We start from the raw sequence: 20066 nt of genomic DNA on the forward strand, positions 1-20066 counted from the left end.
CACCCACTTCAGCGTTACTTGACACGAAAGTCAACCATAGAGAATCAACCCATGCAGTGGGAAGCGAGCGATCTGCCCTTTCGAGAGCACACCCTGAAGCGGTATACATTTCACGCAGCCGCAAATGCTGGCCCGCCTATCCTCTTCTTCCATGCGACGGGCTACTCCGCTCTAACGTATCGCACGCTCTTTCAAAAATGGGCCGATGCCGGTCATGACGTCCATGCTCTTGATTTCCTGGGTCACGGGCAATCGAGCAAATCGCATGCCTTCTCGGACTGGTTCTTCTTTCGCGACCAGGCCGTTGAACTGATCGACGCCGTTGTCGCCGAAACGAATCGCCTGCCGCTGCTGGTCGGACATTCCCTCGGAGGTGCCAGCGCTCTTCTGGCCGCCCGGCAGCGTGACGTGCTCGGCGTCACGGCCCTTGATCCGGTCGTGCTCGGCCCTCTCAGCATTCAGCTCACGCGCTTTTTCGACGCCCCTCTTGCTAAGGTTGCCGAGCGCCGAAGGGCCGACTTCAAAGACCTTCAAGTAGTGAGTCGAAGCTACCGTCGCAGCCCCGCCTTCAAGCGGTGGGATGACCGCGTTTTCACCGACTATCTCGACTCCTGCTTTGTGAAACAGGGAGACGGCTTTACGCTTGCGCTGCCTCCACAGATTGAGGCCAGGGTGTTCCGCTCGCTGAAGCCTGGCCACTGGTCGCATTACAGGTCGCTTCAGCATCCGCTCTTTATCTTCATAACGACCGGATCGGACGTCTGCCCCGTACGATCCGCACGTGCGCTCTGCTCAAAGCATCCGCTTTCAGAGTGGAAGCTGCACGGGTCGGGATCGCATTTCTTTCCGATGGAAGATCCGGAACAGACGGCTGAAGAGGTGCTGCGCTTTTCGCGCAAGTTAACCGGAGGCTGAACGGGCCCGGGCATTCGGTCCGGCGTTCCGTTAGCGATGCGCAGATCGGTTTACGAACAAAAAACGGCGCCGCAGCGCCGTTTGCATCAGAGGTCGAACCTCTCGACGGTTGTTATTGTGTTACCGTCTCGGTCGCATAGCGGATGTTTTTCACGGAATTCTCGTCCACGAAATGACTGCCCTGCACCGTCTGCACAAGCAGCTTACCACCGGATTGCGCCACGACGACGCCTCGCAGCACTCTACCGTCTGTTAACGTGATCAGCTCGATCTCCTGCTGATAGATACGCTTCAGATCTTCTTCAGACTTCGCCTCTTGCAGCTCTCCCGTAAGAGAAGAGGCCTCTGCAAAGGCGTCGGCATTGCGCTGCATCTCTGCAGCCTCTTCGACCAGCCCTTCGGATTTGCGATCTGACGGCTGATCGAGGTTATCACTCAATCGGATCTCTCTATTCGCTTCGATGATATGCGTTTCGGTTTTTCCCTTCATGCCGGTCGCTTCGACCATGCCCTCGGCGACGACGACGGTCGTTGCATCGGACTCTACGTTAAATTCATAGATCGTGCCCCTTACAGAAGCGACGGCCGTCGGTGAGATAGAGCCATGCTGTGCCCCTGCATCAAGCTTCTTTACAAGGTGCAGGGTTTTACCGTTGCTCTGCTCGATATAGATTCCTTTGCCTGGATCGGCCGGCGTGGCCAGCACGACGTCGGTGCTCTCGCGCAGACGGACGATCGCCCCTCCCTCAAAAGCAAGGTCGACCATCGAGCCGGGCCCGGTTATGATCTTTGTGCCGGCGCCAAGAATGTCGCCGCTGTGCAGAGCGACACTGCCGTCTGCGGTAACCTTAGAGGCCTCGCCTTTCAGAAAAACGACGACGGCCTTCAGTTTGCCTGTATGAGACACGGCCGGCGCCTCAGGAGCGCTCTGCCTGAAAATCGTGAACAATGCGGCCGAAACGGCGATCAAAAGAGTTGCGGCGGCGGAGAAATAGATCTTCTTCTTGTTGTGTGTGTTCGGGGATGCGACCATCGTCGTGTCCTCCAGTTGGATTCTGGGGGCACGGTTTAACCATTCGTCCGAGAAATCCGGAAACGTCGGCTCTGCTACCTTCTCCTTAAAGAGCGGCAGATAGGCGTCAAATTCCGGATTACGCTCTATTTCATGGATTTCAGCCATACTACGAAACGGTTCCCGTCCCCTCTATCCTTCACACACAAGAATCAGACGCATAAATTTCAAAAAACTCCCGTGCCCGGAGCCGATGTCGCTTTTTTTCAAGATCTTCATTCACCATTCCAGATCGGCGGGCTGAAATCCAATCTTTTTCCCTTCAGTGACAAGTTGTTCTTTCGCCTTTTTTAACATGCGAAAGGCCGTCGTAACGGAAAGATCGAGCACCTCGGCAACCTGCTCGATGGTCATCCCATGCTCAAAGCGTAGAATCAGGGCGTTTCGCTCCACCTCGTTCAGGTGCTGCAGTAGATCAGAGAAAATGCGCATCGCCCGCTCTTTTTGATCGGCGCCGATCACACTGGCCTCCACGGCCGACGAAGAGCCGGGCGCGGCCAGCTTCTCGGGATCGTCATGCAGATGCACGCGACGATTATAAGAGCTCTTATAGTAATTGATAAGAATGTTGCGGGCAGCGCGAAAGAGATACATGCGGCAACGATTCTCGTCGGGTATCTCTTTATCTTTGAAGATACGAATGAAATTGAGGAAGACGTCCTGCATCAGGTCAAGGGCGGTCTGCTCGTCCCCCACCGATCTGCGCAGAAAGCCATAGATCGGCATACGGAACGTATTATAGAGATACCGGAATGTCTCCTGCCCCTGACTCATAAATCACCGATGCGTTAATGGGACTGTTTTTTCGTTGATCCTTTTGCGCAAGAAAAATCTTTGTGAACTCTCCGGAATAATCAAGGTCCAAAACATAGAATCCGGAACGACCCGCGAACAGTATTGAAAAAAAAGGTCATCGCCCTTGTGAAAAGAAATGTGAACAGATACATAAAACGCGTTTTTCTCGTTCTTTTACTGCTGCTCTTTGCAAGCCCTCTGCTTGCTCACACCCTCTATATGAAAGACGGACGGGTCATCAAAGGCCGCATCGTGGCACAGACCCGCACAGAAGTGAAGATCAACGTAAACGGGACGGTCCTCACCTTCCAGAAAAGCGACATCAGACAGGTTGAGTTCGATGCGCCTCCACAGAAGCCTGTGCAGCCGATCAAGAAACCCGAAAAGAAGCCGGAACCTGAGAAGAAACCGGAGGGCGATCGTGAGATGCCAATCAATCGCTGGACCCTGGCCGGTCGGTCTGCCCTGATCCCCGGATGGGGACACTGGAAGGCCGATGAAAAGTGGACCGGCGCAGGCTATTTTTTCTTAACTGCCGGCCTCACCGCCTATGCCATTCAGAAACGCTCGGCTGCGATATCGGCTAAAGCGAATTACGAAAGCCAGACGATCGTCAACTTCGCCGTTATCGGCAGTACCAATCCACTCGGCGATCCGACGGGGAACCTGCTTTTAAGCGCGTTGCTCGGTGCGAATAACTTCAACGGTTACCAGTCGAAGGTGAACGCCTACAACCAATCCCTGCAGCTGCTTGCCGTCGCCTATACCGGACAGATCGTTCACGCCTGGTTCACAGGACGCCGTCTCGAAAAAACAGAGGGCGCCCTTCTCATGCCCGTTTCAGACGAGACGGGCCGACCGGCGCTTGGCCTGTATTATTATACGCGCTTTTAATGCACCACTCTGGTCGAGCGCATTCCGTATAGAAAGCGATCGAAGGGATGGGTCATTATTGTAGATCGGTCGACTGCAGCTCGCTTTTCGGTGGTTGCAGAGCCTCGCTCAGTTCCTGCTTTGCCGCCGCGCTGAGCTTACCGTGAGCGAGCAAAAAGCGGCAGTACTCGCGCACAAGACGATGATGGGCGGCATTCGCGCCGATGGACCACTTGGCCGCCCTGTAGTGTACGTCACGCATCGCCGGGGCGCCATCGATCTCATCGCGCTTCGGATGCTGCTGAAACTTCTCAAGCTCGCCGCGATCGCTCACACCTTCGAGCTGCCGTACAAGCACGGCAATGGGCCGAAAGCTGCCTGTGGCAAAGAAACCCGACCAGAGCATGTCGAGCTCAAACGGCTGCTCGATGCCATCGTAAGGATCGGGCCATCGCGTACCGCGCAGCTTTTCAAGAACGCCCTTTCCGCTCGAATCAAGGCTCTGCTCAAATTCATGAGTGATGGCGCCCGTTAGATAGAGGACGTGCAGTATATAGAAACGATTCTTTCCGCCCTCATCGGGATACAGGGCGGCCAGCTCGGGCAGAAGATGTCGATTCGCTTTGTATAACTCGACGAAGAAGGTGATCGGCGTGATAAATCCGGCGTCGTCCTGGGGCTCTGACAGTTTTACGAACTTGAAGAAGACGGAGTTAATCTGCTCGGGATGCGGATCTTCATAGTAGGATTGCATCCAGTTTCCAAGATCTTTCAGATCGTCGATGGGGGCCGTGCCGCTCATCTCATCGGCAAGCTCGATGAAGCTGCGATCAGAAGCGACCGTCTGCCCGATGGCGTCACGCACCGTGATCTCAACGGCGTATCGGCCCGCCGCATCCCTCGGCTGAAAGGCAAGGCGCAGGTTGTTTGCGCTGAGAAGTACGAGATCGTCGCGCTCGATGCGCGACTGCACGGCCGGTACGTTCTGCCTTACCAGAAGCGCCGCTCCGTCGGGCTTCACGACTCGAATGTCATAGCTGAGATCGATACGGCCGTCGTCGGTGCGACGGTATCCCTTCATGAGCACGTAGGGGATGAAGGTCTGTCCGCGTACGACGCGATCGGTGCGGCTGACGCGGGGCATCGATTCGGTAATCGTGAAGCGCCATCGTTCGTGGAAAAAGGTATCGACTGAGGGAACAACAGCGGCCTCAAAGCCGCCGCCTTCGGCCCGGGCCGATCCGAACGGAATGAACGCCGGTAAAAAGAAGCAGCTTACACTTACTATCCTTAGCGAAAGAAAAAAGAGAAAAATCCTTGAATTCATGCCAGAACATGCTTTCATTATTCACATCATCTCAGCAGACAGAAAAATCCGTCAAGTCGTTCGATTGTAATCCTCACGAGAGGAATTTTCGGAAAAACGACCCCGAGGTGTCTTTTTTTTATGGTGAAGGTGTCCCCCGGAGGAATTGTCATGCACCGGCAAATACACAGAATTCGCAGCCTTTTTACAACCCTTACCTGCCTGGTCTTGATTTCGTGCATGCAAGCCGAGAAGTTCTCGCTCGATACGTCGGGCATGGAAGGCCTGTTGATTGGCGGCCTGAGCTTCGAGTCCGGGCAGCCGGGAGGAGGAGAAGAGGAGGAGGAGGAGGAGGGAGGCTATTCAGGCGCGCAGTTCGTGGCAGTGGGCGATAATTTTCAAACCTGGTATTCCTATGACGGAATCTCCTGGGAAAAAAGTCCTAACGGTATGATGGACGCCCAGAACCTTCAGTCGGTGGCATTTGGCAGCAACGTTTGGGTAACAGTCGGCCAGACGTCTGCCGGTACCTGCGGTGTCTGGACTAGTCCGGACGGTTCCAACTGGACCCAGCGCAGCTGTCCGGCCGGTGATTCCGTTAGAAAGAACGCTATCGCCTACGGGAATGGATTCTTTCTTGCTGCAGGTGAATGCAATGGGACAAACATTACCGCTATGAAATCGACAGATGGTGGCATAAACTGGACGGCAATCGTCCCATTCGCTGCTGGCTGTTCGAACGAGATCAAATCTCTGATTTTCGAAACGCAATCGCAACAGTTCATTGCAGTCACCAATGCGGGGATTGCCTACAGAACCCCAGATGGAACAAACCCCTGGACTTTTGTCGCTATTCTTGACGGTTATGCCAACTCCGTCAAAATCCAGAAGGGCCTCCCCGGCAAAATACTAATTTCTGGTGTGAATCTAAACGACCACCCGGCTGTGTGGCAGTATTCCCTGGACGGCTCTCTCGAAGCCAGCGCCGAAATCAGCGACGTCACGGCCGATATATTTGAGGGGTTCGCGTATGGTAATGGGCGGTTCGTGGCCACAGGAACCGACACCTCACGGTATAACTGTTATTTCAATACTGCTACCACCGTTGCGGCGATACTTCCTGCGAATAAAAACTCTCTTTTTCCCTTATGCGGGACCGCCGGTTTCTTTCCCCAGAGAATCGACTATCACTCGGGAGTAGGGGTATTTGTGGTGGGTGGCTATTCCATCGATGGAGACCTGAATCAATTTGCCTGGTCGTCTGATGGTCTCAGCTGGACGACCGGTGCCACGACGCCCGGTGCGACCAGCATGAATGCGATGGCAGTCGTAGAATGATCTTGCTCCTCTGAGATGGCACAGATGTGCGGTACGGCTTTTTTGAAAAAAAGCGACCTTGCGTTGTCGTTCTTTTCAGGCAATGCCGCTCTCTGGAGGGATCTGTTATGCACCGGGAAAAAGAAACCATTCGCAGCCTTCTTTCAGCCCTTGTCTGCCTGCTCTCACTTTCCTGCATGCAGGCCGAAAAGTTCTCGCTCGATACGTCGGGCATCGAAGGCCTGCTGATTGGTGGCCTGAGCTATGATGGAGGGCTTTTTGGTACGAATCCCTCATACACGGTCGGTGGATCAATTTCCGGATATAATGGCTCTGGCATGGTATTGCAGAATAACGGCACAGATAGTTACACGGTGCCTACCGGTGCGACTGACTTCACCCTGCCCTCCGGGCTTGCCGATGGCAGCGCATTCAACGTAACGGTAGCCACGGCGCCAGGCAATCCGCCACAGCAATGCACGGTTACAGGCGGCACGGGAACCATCAATGCAGCGAATGCGGTTGGAGTGAGTATTGCCTGCACCGACAAGGCCTGGGGTGCTACGCAGACGGTCGGGAATCTCAGCGCCAATACAACGGCCACACCACGAATTCGAAACAGCATCGACGGTTCGGGTACCGGCCGCATCGCCTACCTTGATAGAATGAATGCCGGGGTTGACCCACTGTGGCTTCTCTACCAGTTTACCTTTTCCGGTGGAGCATGGTCGGCAGGTCAGAACTTCAGCGGCGGGGGAAGTCACACGGATCTGGGGCTTTCAACAAATGCAGCAGGAAAAACCATTGTTGCCATCAATGCGACGAGTATCCTGGGAAATGCCGGCGTCTACACAGCCCTTTATGAACCGACAACAGGTTGGGATAGTGCTGTTACCCGAATCGGTACCGAGAGTTGCCCGGACCTTCGAACAGGTGTTACAACAAATGGTCAGGCTGTGCTGACCTGTCTGTCTTCTACGTTTGCAATCAACTATGCTGCCTTCACTCAATCCATTCCAACAAGTTTCGCCAGTAGCCAGAGTTGTTCATCTTGCACCGGTTTCTCCATGACAACAGCCGGAAACTCCGTTGCCCTTGCCTCGTTTCAAGACTCTTCGATAAACAACAGCAGGGTCTTTAGATGGACAGGCGCAGGATGGGAGAATACTAATACGCCCAATCAATCTGACAATACAGGCTCCGCTGTATCGACCAATGAAGCTGGCACCATCTTTGCTCTGTTCCGTGACGGAAATGATGATCTTCTGGCTACAAACCGAACTGGATCGACATGGAGTTCCGAGACGACGACAGGCTGCGCCTTCAACAATGAGTTCAGCGCAGGGATTGACGGAAATGGAAACAGTATAGCGGCCTGGATATCATGCGCGGACAATCAGTTCATTCACATCAGGATGCGGAGCAGCCAGAGCGGATGGCAGACACTGCAAAGTTTCGACGAAGGGGCAACCATTCGAAAAGGACCCGTTATTGCTGTTAACGAAGCCGGTTTTGGTTTTGTATTCTGGACAGTGGAAGATACACCTGCCAGAATCCGCTTTGTTCGAATTAATACGATTACCGGTTCAGTCGGAGCCGTTCAACAACTTGCTACGACAGGCGACGGGTATTCTCTTGAAGCCTCCATCAACGCAAAGGGACAGACCGTAGTCTCCTGGAGTGACGGCAGTTCAGGTGCCTTCTCTGTGAAGGCAAAGGTCCTTGAGTAAACTAAACGAACAGCTTAAGCAAAAACAAAAATAGCCTTAGCTGCAGTTATTTGATGAAAGGCAGCCATCGCTGCCGCCCGATAAATAAAAAGGGCCGCTTTCGTTTCGAAAAGCGACCCGGTGTTTCTCGTGTCTGCGATACTCTTTTTTGTTTTTATGCGTCTTTGGCGGTGGAACGGGCTGTAGCTTTCCGGCCACAGACTTCACCGCCTTCAGCGTCTCTTTCTTCATGAAAGGCCTCCGCGGCTGTAGGTTTTCTCATTTAGAAGCAGTTCTGGGCCCCTTCTTTAAGGACGTCCGATGCCGCTGTTTTTCCACTTTTTTTTGAAAAAAGTCGGCGTCCAGACCGTCTGATCTTTATCTGGCGAAACAGGCCGATAAAAACAGATTCAAAAACACTTTCGAAATGATTCACGAAAGCCCTCATTATGAAAACCAAGGCAAAGAAAGTCCTCATAACAAAAGTTCTCTACCGTATAGGGATCAAGGCCGTGCTGGCGCTGTTACTAACGCTCTCGGCCCTTGCTTCCTGTATGCAGGCCGAGAAGACCTCCCTTGATACCTCGGGCGCCCAGGGGCTGCTTCTTGGAAGCCTTAGCTTTGAGGGGGGCCTGTTTGGAGGCGGATCGGGCGGAGCTACGGGGCCTTTCAGCAAAGACGGGAATCCGACCGTTGTCGCTACCAGCCCGACGAACGCAGCCACGATCGCTCCGTGTTCGGGCTCTCCGTGCCGGGCGCGTGTCAGAATTCAGTTCGACGAGAGCATGGATACGTCGACCGTTCTGCCGCTGCTCGTAGAGATCAGCGATGGAAGCTGGGCGGATTCCAGCATCGCTCCACTGACATCAAGCATCTCATGGAGCGGGACAAAATATCAGAACGATACGGTTACATTCGAGCTCGACTCCGTTCATCTGCCCGAGGGCTCGAATTTTAAGTTCAACATTCTAACAGGTTACCTCAAAGATCTTGATTCGGTACCAAATGATCTTTCAGCCCCCTATTCCTGGACGGCGACGACCTCATTCCACTCCGGTCGTCTGCCTCTTGTCGATACGGGCTCGACACTGTGCACCGATGTGAACGGGAATTCAATTACATGTACGGGAACTCTCCAGGACGGAGCCATCTCGCAACCTCGCAATCTTACACGCAACGCGAACGGAACCGTGGTCGATAACGTTACGGGCCTTGTGTGGTCAGCCTGTCCTCAGGGAACGACCTATGTGCATTCCGATCCGGGCGGATCGTGTACGGGAGCGGCGACAGGCATGACCTGGTATGCAGCGCAGGCTGCCTGCTCAGCACGGAATACGGAGGCCCTTGGCGGGCGAACGGACTGGAGGCTTCCAACGGCCGACGAACTTCATACGATTATGGATCATAGTGTTCGTATGCCTTCGATAGATCTGCTAACGTTCCCGGGGACGCCAGCCAGCAGTATCTTCTGGTCGGCCACAACCAGTCCGAAAGGACCGGCGTATGCCTACTATGCTAACTTTGATGAAGGCATTCTACTGCATCTTCAAAGCAAGGGCGTCGTTGGTTCGGCTCCTCTTGTCCGCTGCGTGGCGGGAACAGGCAACCGCTCCACTGCCGGCTTTCGCGATAACGGTGACAATACGATCACCGATCAACGGACGGGGCTGCGATGGACGAAATGCTCTCTGCCCTCGTCGGGGTCGCTCTGCGTCGCTGCACCTGCGCGAATGAACTGGGATGTAGCAAATACTGCCTGTGGCGGCCTCAGTATCGGTGGACGCCAATGGCGGATGCCTTCCAAGAATGAGTTGCAGTCGATATGGAACCTTCAAGCCATCAACCCTACGCATTCGCTATTCAACGCTACGGCGGACAAGCTCTGGACGTCCACAACTCGCGCTCTTTTCAGCGTCGGAGCTTACCCGACCGTTTTCATAATCGATTTTGCGACGACAAACAACGGCATCGGGACTTCTACGGGGCGAGCACCGATCCCTGATGCACCGTTTGTTCGATGCGTGGCCGACGAATAAGCCCGACTTGACGCCGTCGGGCCGTTCCGTGATGATGCAGGCCGATGCTCGAAGCCTTCGACCTGACCGTCCTGACGATCGCCTCCCTGATCATCATCAGCATCGTCATGCTGCGAGCGTCGTCGCGCATCGGAGTTCCGACGCTGCTCATCTTCCTCACGCTGGGCATGATTGCCGGATCAGACGGACTGGGTATCCCCTTTGACGACGCGGTGCTTGCTCAGAAGGTCGGCGTCATCGCCCTTGCATTCATTCTGTTCTCGGGCGGACTGGAGTCTGACTGGCCGACGATCAGGCCCGTGCTTCTGCCAGGGGCACTGCTTGGCACGGTCGGCATCGTTCTGACGGCGTCGCTGCTCGGGCTTTTCGCCATCTTTGTGCTGAATTTTCCGCCCGTTGCGGGCATGCTGCTTGGCGCCGTCGTTTCCTCGACCGATGCGGCGGCCGTTTTCAACGTGCTGCGCACGAAACAGATCGGCCTCAAGGGCGAGCTGAAATCCCTTCTTGAATTCGAATCGGGCAGTAACGATACGATGGCCGTCATCCTCACTGTCGGATTCATCGGCCTCATGCAGACGCCCGATCACGATATCATCGATCTCATCGTCACGATTTTCAAACAGATCATCCTCGGCGCGGTCGTCGGACTTGCGACAGGTAAAGGATTGCAGCTTCTAATCAATGCCCTTCATCTGGAATACGAAGGCCTCTATCCTGTTCTTCTGTCGTCGTCGATTCTATTAATCTATGCTGCGACGAATATGATCGGAGGCAACCCCTTCCTCGCCGTCTATCTTGCCGGATTGGTCCTCGGGAATACGACATTCGTTCACAAACGCAGTCAGATCCGATTTCTCGACGGGATCGCCTGGCTGATGCAGATCGTGATGTTCCTCACGCTCGGATTACTTGTGTATCCGACCCGGCTGGCCGATTACGTTCTGCCGGGCATCGCCTTCTCGCTTTTTCTTATGTTCGTCGCCCGGCCGCTTGCCGTTTTTCTCACGCTTCCTTTCTGTCGGCTGAACATTCGCGAAAAGCTGCTGACGTCCTGGGTCGGCCTTCGCGGAGCGGCGCCCATTATCCTGGCGACGTTTCCTTTTGCCGCCGGCATAAAAGAATCCGATCAGATCTTTAACATCGTCTTCTTTACCGTTCTTACATCGCTCATATTGCAGGGATCAACGCTGCCGCTCGCCGTAAAATTGCTCAAGCTTGAGGCTCCTTTGATTCGCAAGGCATCATATCCTTTCGAATACGAGAACAAAGAGGCGAGCAATACACGCCTGCAGGAGTTTATCGTTCCTTATAACTCGGCGGCCACCGGAAAGCGCATCTTCGAGCTGAAGATGCCCGAGGATTCGCTCATCACACTCATTTACAGAGGAGAGTCTCATCTGGTGCCGACGGGACGAACCATTCTCGAACCGGGTGACGTCATCCTTGTTCTCGTCAACAATGACAATGCAAAGGCCGTGGCCGCTGCTCTGACCATGCCGCCGGCATAGAACACGTCTCAAAACCGGCTTATATTTTTGCTTGTTTCTTCTGCACGCTTTGCTTTTGCTTGAGGTGATGCCATCTACTGCTCGGTCCTTTCAACCGAGCGAATGCAAATACCCTGTTCGGGGTATTTACGTCGGCCCGGTTGGTCGCTATAAAGAAAACACCTCTTCTCTGGAGTGTATATGCTCAGCCAGCCGATTCGGATTCTGTTGCTCGAAGATTCGGCAAGCGATGCAGAGCTTGTTCAACGGGAGCTGCTGAATCTCTCGCCCTCTCCTGCCGTCACACACGTAGACAATGGCACGGCCTTTGAGAAGGCCCTGCACAGCGAACCCGATCTCATTTTATCCGATTTCAATATCCCGGGGTTCAGCGGCGTCGAGGCCATCACGCTTGCTAAGGCCGCCCTGCCGAATACGCCTTTCATCTTTGTGAGCGGAACGATCGGCGAAGAGATGGCCGTCGATCTCGTCATACGAGGGGCGACGGACTACGTTCTCAAAGATCGTCTCAAGAAGTTGATTCCTGCCGTCCAGCGCGCCATGGAGCAAAGTGAAGAGGTGCGCAAAAACCAGCTCTTGCAGAAGCAACTACGAGAGGCAGAAGAACGATACAGCTCTCTGTATAACCTCAGCCTCGACGGCATCTATCTGCACGACTTTGACGGACGCTTTCTTGATGCCAATGAGACGGCGCTACAGATGCTCGGCTATCAGGCCGATGAGCTGCGTCATCTGACTATCAGAGACCTTGCAGGCGATGCCGAGCAGATAGCTCTTATGGACCTTACGATCGGCGAAATCATGAAGGGCGGACGCCAGACCGAGATTCGCGAGTTCAGGCTACGGCGCAAAGACGGATCAGATATCTGGGTAGAGGCGGCCGGCTCCATCGTATTAAGCGCCGGTCGGCCTGTAGCCGTTCAGGGTATTGTGCGCGATATCACCGATCGTAAGCTGCGCGACATGGAGATCCGAAAGCTCTTTCTTTCGGTCGAGAATTCGCGCGATCTGATAATGATCACAGACAAAAACGGTCGCATCGAGTATGTGAATCATGCCGCATGCGTTCTGACGGGCTATTCAAAGTTTGAGTTGATCGGGCAGACGCCTGCGATCATGAAATCGGGCATGCACGACGGCGAGTTCTACAGATCCATGTGGGAAACGATCCGGTCGGGCCGCGTCTTTTCAGAAGTCTTCATCAATCGCAAAAAGAACGGCGAGCTGCTCTACCTGTTGCAGACGATATCGCCGCTCAGCGACGACTCCGGGCAGATCAGCCACTTCATCGGAACATCGAAGGATCTGACGACGCAACGCGGCATGGAAGATCGGCTGCATCACCTCATGTGGCATGATGCGTTAACCGATCTACCGAATCGATACTCGTTGATCAGAGGAATGCAGGATCTTCTTGAGAGAAACCATTGCAACGGCTGTTCTCTGATTTTTCTCGATATCGATCGCTACAATCGCATCAATCAGATCGCCGGCTATGAAACGGGTGATCTGATCCTGAAAAACTTCGCCCGCATTCTCGCCGAGGTCTGCCGCCCGGGCGACATTGCGGCTCGCGTCGGCACCGATGAGTTCGTTATTCTTTTGCCGGGCGTAATAGATACGGAGCTTCCCGATGCCTTACTCTATGCGATCCGACAGGAGCTGCGTTCCCCCATACTCGTCGGCGAACAGGAGTATGTCATTACCGTTTCTGCAGGAGTGGCCAGGTTCCCCGAACATGCACGACATCCTGACGAGTTAGTTCGCAAAGCACAGCATGCCATGATACGCGCACGCATGAACGGTCGCAATCTGCATGAATTCTATCTGGAAGGTAGCAGAGAGATAGTTCCCGAAATCCTGCGCATCGAACAGAAGCTCTTTCGTGCTCTTGATAACGCCGAATTTACCCTTGTGTATCAGCCTTACCTGAATGCAAAAACGCATGAGCCCGGTGGAATGGAGGCCCTGCTTCGCTGGAAAAACAACGAACTGGGCTCCGTCTCGCCCGGCGTTTTTATACCGTTGCTTGAAGATACGGGAATGATCGTCGAAGTGGGGAACTTCATCCTGCGCACGGTCTGTCAGCAGATCGCCGTATGGCAGCGGCGCGGATTGACGGTCGTTCCGGTTTCCGTGAATCTCTCCCCCCTGCAATTCAAGCAGCTCGACCTGCCCAATAACATTCTGAAAATGACCGACGATACCGGCATATCTCCGAGACTTCTCAATCTCGAAATCACAGAGAGCGCATTCATGGAAGACGCCGAGTATTCAAGGCGTATGCTGATGCAGCTTCGCGAGGCCGGCACGTCGGTTTCTATCGACGATTTCGGAACAGGCTATTCCTCGCTGAGCTACCTGAAGCGCTTTCCGATCAATCACTTGAAGATAGACATCTCATTCGTAAGAGATATTGCCGATCCCGAAATAGAAGCGATCGTTCGCGCTATTATCGGCCTGGCCGAAAACCTTCACCTGAAAACGATAGCCGAAGGCGTCGAAACCGAAGAACAGAGCTTCAAGCTACGATCACTCGGAGCGGACTATTTGCAGGGATATCTTTTTAGCAAGCCCGTCCCGGCCGACGAAGTGACTCGCTTCCTGTCAGGGCCCATCAAGACCGGGCGCGAAGAAGCGTAGAATCCAGTGACTTCCGACTTATAGCGCGCTGCCTGCTCTCCCTGAAATAGACAGAGCAGGCATACAGCGTCACAGAAGCTCGAAGAAATCGTTACCCTTATCGTCGACGACGATGAAGGCAGGGAAGTCCTCGACATCAATCGCCCAGACGGCCTCCATGCCCAGCTCGGGCATATCAAGCACCTCGACCTTCTTGATATTCTCTTTTGCAAGAAGAGCGGCCGGACCGCCGATCGAACCAAGATAAAAGCCGCCGTTCTTTTTGCAGCTTTCCGTTACGACCTTCGAGCGGTTGCCTTTTGCGAGCGTGATCAGCGAATAGCCCTTTTCCTGAAAGATCGGCACATAGCTGTCCATTCGTCCGGCTGTGGTGGGGCCGAACGATCCTGAAGGCATTCCCTTCGGCGTTTTCGCCGGGCCCGCATAATAAATCGGATGATTCTTGAAATAATCAGGCAGAGGTTCGCCGCGATCAAGACGCTCTTTCAGTTTTGCGTGGGCGATATCGCGGGCGACGACGAGGCGACCGGTTAACTGCACACGCGTCTTCACCGGATATTTCGTCAGCTCGGCGCGGATCTCGTCCATGGGACGATTGAGATCGATTCGAACGACCTCGCCGTCCATGGCCATCTTCTCGGCCGGCGGCAGAAAGCGGGCAGGGTTATACTCAAGCTGTTCGAGGAATATGCCGTCTTTTGTGATCTTCGCTTTAATATTGCGGTCGGCCGAGCAGCTGACGCCAAGACCGACGGGGCATGAGGCGCCGTGACGCGACAGTCGAATCACACGAAAATCGTGTGCCAGGTATTTTCCGCCAAACTGAGCTCCGATGCCGAGGTTGCGGGCGATATCAAGGAACCTCTTCTCAAGCTCAATGTCACGGAAAGCATGGCCCGACTTACTGCCGCTCGTCGGCAGATGATCCAGATAGCCGGCAGAGGCAAGCTTCACGGTCTTCAGGTTCATCTCGGCTGAAGTCCCCCCGATGACCAATGCGATGTGATACGGAGGGCAAGCCGCCGTACCGAGCGACTTCACCTTTTCGGCGACGAACTTATCAAGCGATGCCGGATTGAGAAGGGCCTTTGTTTCCTGATAGAGGAAGGTCTTATTCGCCGATCCGCCGCCTTTTGCAAGGAACAGGAACTCGTACTTCATGCCGTCGACGGAGTAGATGTCGATCTGAGCCGGCAGGTTTGTGCCCGAGTTGAACTCTTCAAACATGGTCATCGGGATGACCTGTGAATAGCGAAGGTTTCGCTCGGCGAAGGTCTGGAAGATGCCGCGCGAGATGGCCTCGGCGTCGCCGCCTGGAGTCATCACCTGCTGCCCTTTCTTGGCGACGACGGTTCCCGTTCCCGTATCCTGGCAGGTCGGCAGTTCCAGCTCACCGGCGATGGCCGAGTTCTTGAGCATGGCAAGGGCGACAAAGCGGTCGTTCTCGGTAGCCTCGGGATCATCGAGAATGGCCCTCACCTTTTCGAGATGGCCTGGCCTCAAGTAGAAAGAAACGTCCTTCATCGCCTCGGCGGCAAGGAAGGTTAGAGCTTCGGGCTCCACCATCAGGATCTCACGACCGCCCAGCGACTCAACACGAATATGATCTTTCGTAAGAAGCCTGTACGGCGTCTCATCTTTCGTCAATGGATACGGATCGGAATAAAGGAATTCGGCCATCTCTCTCTCCTGCCTGACGGGCCTTGAACTCAGCCCGCGAGTCGTGTGCCGGCTTACCAGCCTGTATTACTAAACAACGTTTACTATTTTTCCGGGCAAGGACTTTTCGGCTGTGTTGATGGCCCAAAGCAGCGATGGAATCGGCCATATCATACTTTTCATATCGTTTTTATATGAATTTGTTGCCATTATAGGTTTCTGCTTTTTTTGTGACAGAATCGTAAATTAATGATAGAGGTATCCTATGAAAAAACGACCGGAGATACTCTGGAGGAACTTACCTATTTCGCTCCTCCTTTTCAGTACACCCCTTCTGGCCAATGAAACGGCGTGGAACGATCCGAAGTTTGCCGTGGCAAAGGATCAGGACGGAGCGATCATCCCGAACAGCGTTTTCAAAATTGAAGGAACGCTCTGGGCCGCTTACGAACGAACCGATCACAATCCTGCCGGCATCCCCGACGACAATTCCACGGGTAAGTATACGGGGTTTCGGTTTGGGCGGACCTACCTCACCGCTCGGGGCGATGTGAAAGAAGGAGAGCATAAGGGATGGGGATTTCGCGTCACACTCGACTCAGACCCGAAAACGACAAAAACTACGTTTCTGAAATTCGCCTATGTCACGGCACCGCTCCCGTTAAAAGGACTTTCGCTGCGCATCGGGCAACAGCATACGCCTTCCACCGACGCTCAATCGGGTCGATCGGCGGAATCATTCTGGGGCCACAGGTACCTTGACGAGGACGGTCGCACTCCCTGGGATGAGTTCCGTCTGGCAAGTTCGACAGATCTGGGCGTCTCTCTTCTTTATAAACAAAAGTATTTTCACGGTCAGGTGCTGCTTGCTAACGGCGAAGGCTTCAGCAAAACCAACGCACAATCGATCAGCACATCTCCATCAGCCATTGCATCGGGAAGCGGCGACTCACACGGCCTGGATCTTTACGGCAATATGGCCATCATGCCGCTCGGGTCCGATGGCCCGCTCATCCTTGCGATCAGCTTCCCGTTTCGCCTTCATAACGTCGTCGGAGTCGAGCGCGACGAATACGAGCGAACGAGTTCCATGGACCTGACCACAGGCGCCTTTGAATATGTGAAAGGAGAACGACGGGCAAAACAGGACGTTAGCTACGGAACGGAGGTTGATCTCGAATTTAAAAGTGGAGCCTTTCGATTCACAGTCGGAGGCGGAGCGGCCGTGCGAATCGACCGGCGCAGCAACGTCCTCATCATAGACGAGAACATCAGTACCCTCGACCTGAATACCGCAGCCGGAGCACAATCTTTCTTCGGGAATAACTACATTCGGGCCGCCGACTCTAAAGGCCTTGCCCGCTATGTTTTCGGGCATGTGCGCTACGGTTGGATCGGCTTTGTCGGCCGGTATGCCATCGGCACGGGAAGCGGATCTTTGAATGACACGCTCGGAACATCGAACGGCGTCAGCGCCGAAGAGCGACAGTTCCTTGACGACCTTGGTGACGACGGCATTGCCAATGGAAGCCTCACCCTTGCTGATTTAAGATCACTGGACCGGGGACAGGCACAGTTCCATAAGATCGTTCTGGCCGTCGAATTCTTTCCGAACGAACGCTTTCGCATAGCCGTCGGCTTCAGCCAGATCACGGCGATAGGAAACAACGGTGAAGAGATAAGAACAACGGCGCTCGATCGTCTGCCCGATGAGGTCCTGGACGGTACGGGTACGTATGAGTCAGGCTATACGCCGAACTATCTCGCCAATCAGATCGCTCTGTCAAACGGCGCCGACGCTATTACCGCAGCCGCGGTAAAGGATACGGACCTCTTCGGAAAGCAGGACCGCCGCAGGCAGATCTTTATACGCACGCAGTATATGTTCTGACGGAAAGACGGCGGCTTAATACATCACGGGAATCGAATTCTCGCTTGCATCCAGCCGGGGCTCCTTCATTCTTCGAGCAATGAAGGCAGCCCTGCTTGTATCTGGAAAAAAAGAACTTGAAATCGTAGAACGCTCCCTTCCTGCTCCGGGCACGGGGCAGGTAAGGCTTCGCGTGAAGGCCTGCGGCGTTTGCGGATCCGACGTGCATCTGATTCTTCATGGAACGATGAAATGCAGCGCGTATCCGCGAGTGCCGGGGCATGAGATATCGGGCGTCGTCGAAGAGCTCGGCGAAGGCTGCCATCGCTTCAAGGCAGGCGATCGCGTCGTCGTCGCCGCCGGCACAAGCTGCGGCGAATGCCGCCATTGCCTCGAAGGTCAGGAGAACCTCTGTGATCAGGTCGGCGTCTTCGGCTTTGATCGTGACGGTGGCTATGCCGAAGAGATGATCGTCGACGAGCGTTACCTGAACCTTCTACCCGAATCCATTCCCTTCTCTCTTGGCGCCATCCTCGCCGACGCCGTCTCCACCCCCTATCATGCCCTGCGATACCGCGGACATCTTCGCGCCGGCGAAACGGTGGCCGTCTTCGGCACCGGCGGACTCGGCATTCATGCCGTCGCCCTTGCGCGAGCCCTCGGTGCCGGTCGCGTCATCGCCCTTGACGTCGACGGCGGCGCCCTTGCAAACGCCGACGCTTACGGCGCCGACGAAATCGTTAACCTGCGCGAAGCGAAGAATCCCGGCAAGGCATTGAAAGAAGTATCGGGCGGCGTTGATGTGCTTCTCGATTTCTCGGGCCGTGCCGAAAACGTCGCCGAATCCGTGCGGGCGATGAACAGAGGCGGACGCATGATTCTCGTCGGCATCGGTCGATCGGCGCTGCACTTCTCGATGCCGTTTCTGTTGATTGAAAGACAGATCACGGTCGGCGGATCTTACGGCTCAGATCGCCGCGCCCTGCCCGAGCTCATCGAACTCGTCTCTACGGGACGGCTTGACCTGACGAAGTCCGTTACGTCGGTGCACAAACTCGAAGAGGCTAACGAGTGCTTGCATGCTCTTGAAGAGCGAAGAGGCAATCCGATTCGATTCGTTCTTGAGCCATGATCGCATCGGCCGGCATGGGCATGATGTTCCGGACGATGGACCATCAGAACCACCCCGCTCTATCGCTGCTTGAGATCAGCCAATCTGATGCGATGCCTGATAAGCGTCTTCCCACTTTCATCAAGCGCTTCCACTGTCACGGCAGGATCTTCTCCGTACTCGACAGAAAGCATTCCGAAGTTATGTACGGCATGCGACGCCTCGATGCGCCAGCGATTCGTCTGCTTTGCGCCTCCTTCCCAGATACGGTTCAGGCCGCTTGAAGTAAAATCATAGATCGGAGCCGTCAGGCCGTCCTGCGAGTGCTGCATGCGACTCATTTCGGTATAATGACGATCGCCGCTCAGGATAATGGTGTTCCCGGATCTGGCGACTAACCCGAGAATGCGGTTTCGCTCATGCGGCATCATCGCCCAGATCTCGGTCGTGTAGTCGTCGGGAACAAGCGGAACAGAACTGACAAGCAGGCGCAGATCGGCAGGCTGCTCGAACTGACGCTCCAGCCAGGCCCATTGCTCCCGGCCAAGCATCGTTCGTTTCGTATCGGATGTCGGTGCGTAGGGTCCGCCTGATTTCTTGCCCGCCTTCAGGGCCTCTTCGGATTGATCAAAGGCGTCGCGAAAATAACGCGTATCAAGAAGAATGACCTGCAGCCTGCGACCGGGAGGTCCGTAAAGTACAGCGTCATAGATGCCATCATGCTGCCGGCGCGCAGAGTTCTCCGGCTCCTCAAAGAAATCGAGAAAGAGCCGACGTGACTCTCGTTTCTTCGGATAGGTGCGATAGGCGTCGTTCTCACCATAGTCATGGTCGTCCCATGTAGCAAGCAAACGCCCGGGACCTTTTGCAAGAAGATGCGATCGCAGCGCCTGATAGCCCGGCTCTGCTCCAAGCTGACGGTACTTACGCTCAATGATCGAAACATCCCAGGTATCGGCATAGATATTATCGCCGGCAAAGATGAAAACATCGGGGTCGGTATCGGCAATGGCCGACCAGATCGGCTGAGGCTGTCCCTGAAGCACGCAGGAACCAAAGGCGACGCGCTGAACGACGGCCTCTGAAACGGGCACGGGCTGTTCGAAAACGGGCAGACTACAGGAGGCAAGCAATAAGGCGGTCAGATATGGCGAACGCATAGTTACTGACGGAATTGGCTCCGGGCCCTGCGCAGGCGAGCGAAAAGCGAGCAACGCCGGCCGTATTCAATCAGCGGATTTCCCGGAGATTT

General features: G+C 54.7%; 15 protein-coding genes. 9 read left to right on the top strand and 6 right to left on the bottom strand.

Translation table 11 applies throughout. The features are described 5' to 3' along the window. Positions 1–51 precede the first annotated feature (51 nt). On the top strand, positions 52–915 hold the full coding sequence (locus LEPIL_RS13110; RefSeq protein ID WP_002773021.1) for an alpha/beta fold hydrolase: 864 nt from the start codon (positions 52–54) through the stop codon (positions 913–915). A 112-nt stretch (positions 916–1027) separates the two neighbouring features. On the opposite strand, the gene LEPIL_RS13115 is transcribed toward LEPIL_RS13110, so the two are convergent. Both LEPIL_RS13115 and LEPIL_RS13120 read right to left on the bottom strand, forming a co-directional pair. Continuing rightward, the gene (locus LEPIL_RS13115; RefSeq protein WP_002773022.1) at positions 1028–2095 is read right to left on the bottom strand and encodes a FecR family protein; all 1068 of its coding nucleotides are present in this window, start codon (positions 2093–2095) and stop codon (positions 1028–1030) included. A gap of 111 nt (positions 2096–2206) precedes the next feature. Further along, complete coding sequence (locus LEPIL_RS13120; RefSeq protein ID WP_002773024.1) at positions 2207–2761, bottom strand: RNA polymerase sigma factor; 555 nt, start codon at positions 2759–2761, stop codon at positions 2207–2209. A gap of 159 nt (positions 2762–2920) precedes the next feature. On the opposite strand from LEPIL_RS13120, the gene LEPIL_RS13125 reads away from it, so the two are divergent. Beyond that, the gene (locus LEPIL_RS13125) at positions 2921–3676 is read left to right on the top strand and encodes an LA_0442/LA_0875 N-terminal domain-containing protein (protein ID WP_143464833.1); all 756 of its coding nucleotides are present in this window, start codon (positions 2921–2923) and stop codon (positions 3674–3676) included. Positions 3677–3731: 55 nt separating this feature from the next. Here the strand turns inward: LEPIL_RS13125 and LEPIL_RS13130 are convergent, their stop codons facing one another. Further along, positions 3732–5000 (bottom strand): hypothetical protein, encoded by a 1269-nt coding sequence (locus tag LEPIL_RS13130; protein ID WP_040918808.1) that lies wholly within the window; start codon positions 4998–5000, stop codon positions 3732–3734. Positions 5001–5201: 201 nt separating this feature from the next. Between LEPIL_RS13130 and LEPIL_RS13135 the strand changes: the two genes are divergently transcribed. Beyond that, complete coding sequence (locus LEPIL_RS13135; RefSeq protein WP_143464832.1) at positions 5202–6299, top strand: WD40/YVTN/BNR-like repeat-containing protein; 1098 nt, start codon at positions 5202–5204, stop codon at positions 6297–6299. Positions 6300–6406: 107 nt separating this feature from the next. Next, positions 6407–8008, top strand: coding sequence for a hypothetical protein (locus tag LEPIL_RS13140; protein ID WP_002773030.1), 1602 nt, complete (start codon positions 6407–6409; stop codon positions 8006–8008). 36 nt (positions 8009–8044) lie between these two features. Here LEPIL_RS13140 and LEPIL_RS13145 read toward each other — a convergent pair whose 3' ends face one another. Then, the gene (locus LEPIL_RS13145; protein ID WP_002773032.1) at positions 8045–8239 is read right to left on the bottom strand and encodes a hypothetical protein; all 195 of its coding nucleotides are present in this window, start codon (positions 8237–8239) and stop codon (positions 8045–8047) included. A 197-nt stretch (positions 8240–8436) separates the two neighbouring features. Here LEPIL_RS13145 and LEPIL_RS13150 point away from each other — a divergent pair, with 197 nt between their 5' ends. The 3 genes from LEPIL_RS13150 to LEPIL_RS13160 all read left to right on the top strand — a co-directional run bounded on the left by LEPIL_RS13150 (position 8437) and on the right by LEPIL_RS13160 (position 14174). Next, complete coding sequence (locus LEPIL_RS13150; protein ID WP_002773043.1) at positions 8437–10023, top strand: Lcl domain-containing protein; 1587 nt, start codon at positions 8437–8439, stop codon at positions 10021–10023. Between the two features lie 44 nt (positions 10024–10067). Then, positions 10068–11531, top strand: coding sequence for a potassium/proton antiporter (locus tag LEPIL_RS13155; protein WP_002773044.1), 1464 nt, complete (start codon positions 10068–10070; stop codon positions 11529–11531). Positions 11532–11711: 180 nt separating this feature from the next. Further along, entirely contained in the window at positions 11712–14174 is a 2463-nt protein-coding gene (locus LEPIL_RS13160) for an EAL domain-containing protein (RefSeq protein ID WP_002773045.1), read from the top strand. 69 nt (positions 14175–14243) lie between these two features. Here LEPIL_RS13160 and LEPIL_RS13165 read toward each other — a convergent pair whose 3' ends face one another. Then, on the bottom strand, positions 14244–15854 hold the full coding sequence (locus LEPIL_RS13165) for a fumarate hydratase (RefSeq protein WP_002773046.1): 1611 nt from the start codon (positions 15852–15854) through the stop codon (positions 14244–14246). Between the two features lie 244 nt (positions 15855–16098). On the opposite strand from LEPIL_RS13165, the gene LEPIL_RS13170 reads away from it, so the two are divergent. Both LEPIL_RS13170 and LEPIL_RS13175 read left to right on the top strand, forming a co-directional pair. Next, complete coding sequence (locus LEPIL_RS13170; protein ID WP_002773047.1) at positions 16099–17724, top strand: hypothetical protein; 1626 nt, start codon at positions 16099–16101, stop codon at positions 17722–17724. A gap of 79 nt (positions 17725–17803) precedes the next feature. Further along, on the top strand, positions 17804–18835 hold the full coding sequence (locus LEPIL_RS13175; RefSeq protein WP_002773048.1) for a zinc-binding dehydrogenase: 1032 nt from the start codon (positions 17804–17806) through the stop codon (positions 18833–18835). Positions 18836–18894: 59 nt separating this feature from the next. Here the strand turns inward: LEPIL_RS13175 and LEPIL_RS13180 are convergent, their stop codons facing one another. Beyond that, on the bottom strand, positions 18895–19974 hold the full coding sequence (locus tag LEPIL_RS13180; RefSeq protein ID WP_002773049.1) for an alkaline phosphatase D family protein: 1080 nt from the start codon (positions 19972–19974) through the stop codon (positions 18895–18897). Positions 19975–20066: the final 92 nt, after the last annotated feature.

Origin of the sequence: Leptonema illini DSM 21528 (genome assembly GCF_000243335.1) — a bacterium.
Classification (GTDB): domain Bacteria; phylum Spirochaetota; class Leptospiria; order Leptospirales; family Leptonemataceae; genus Leptonema; species Leptonema illini.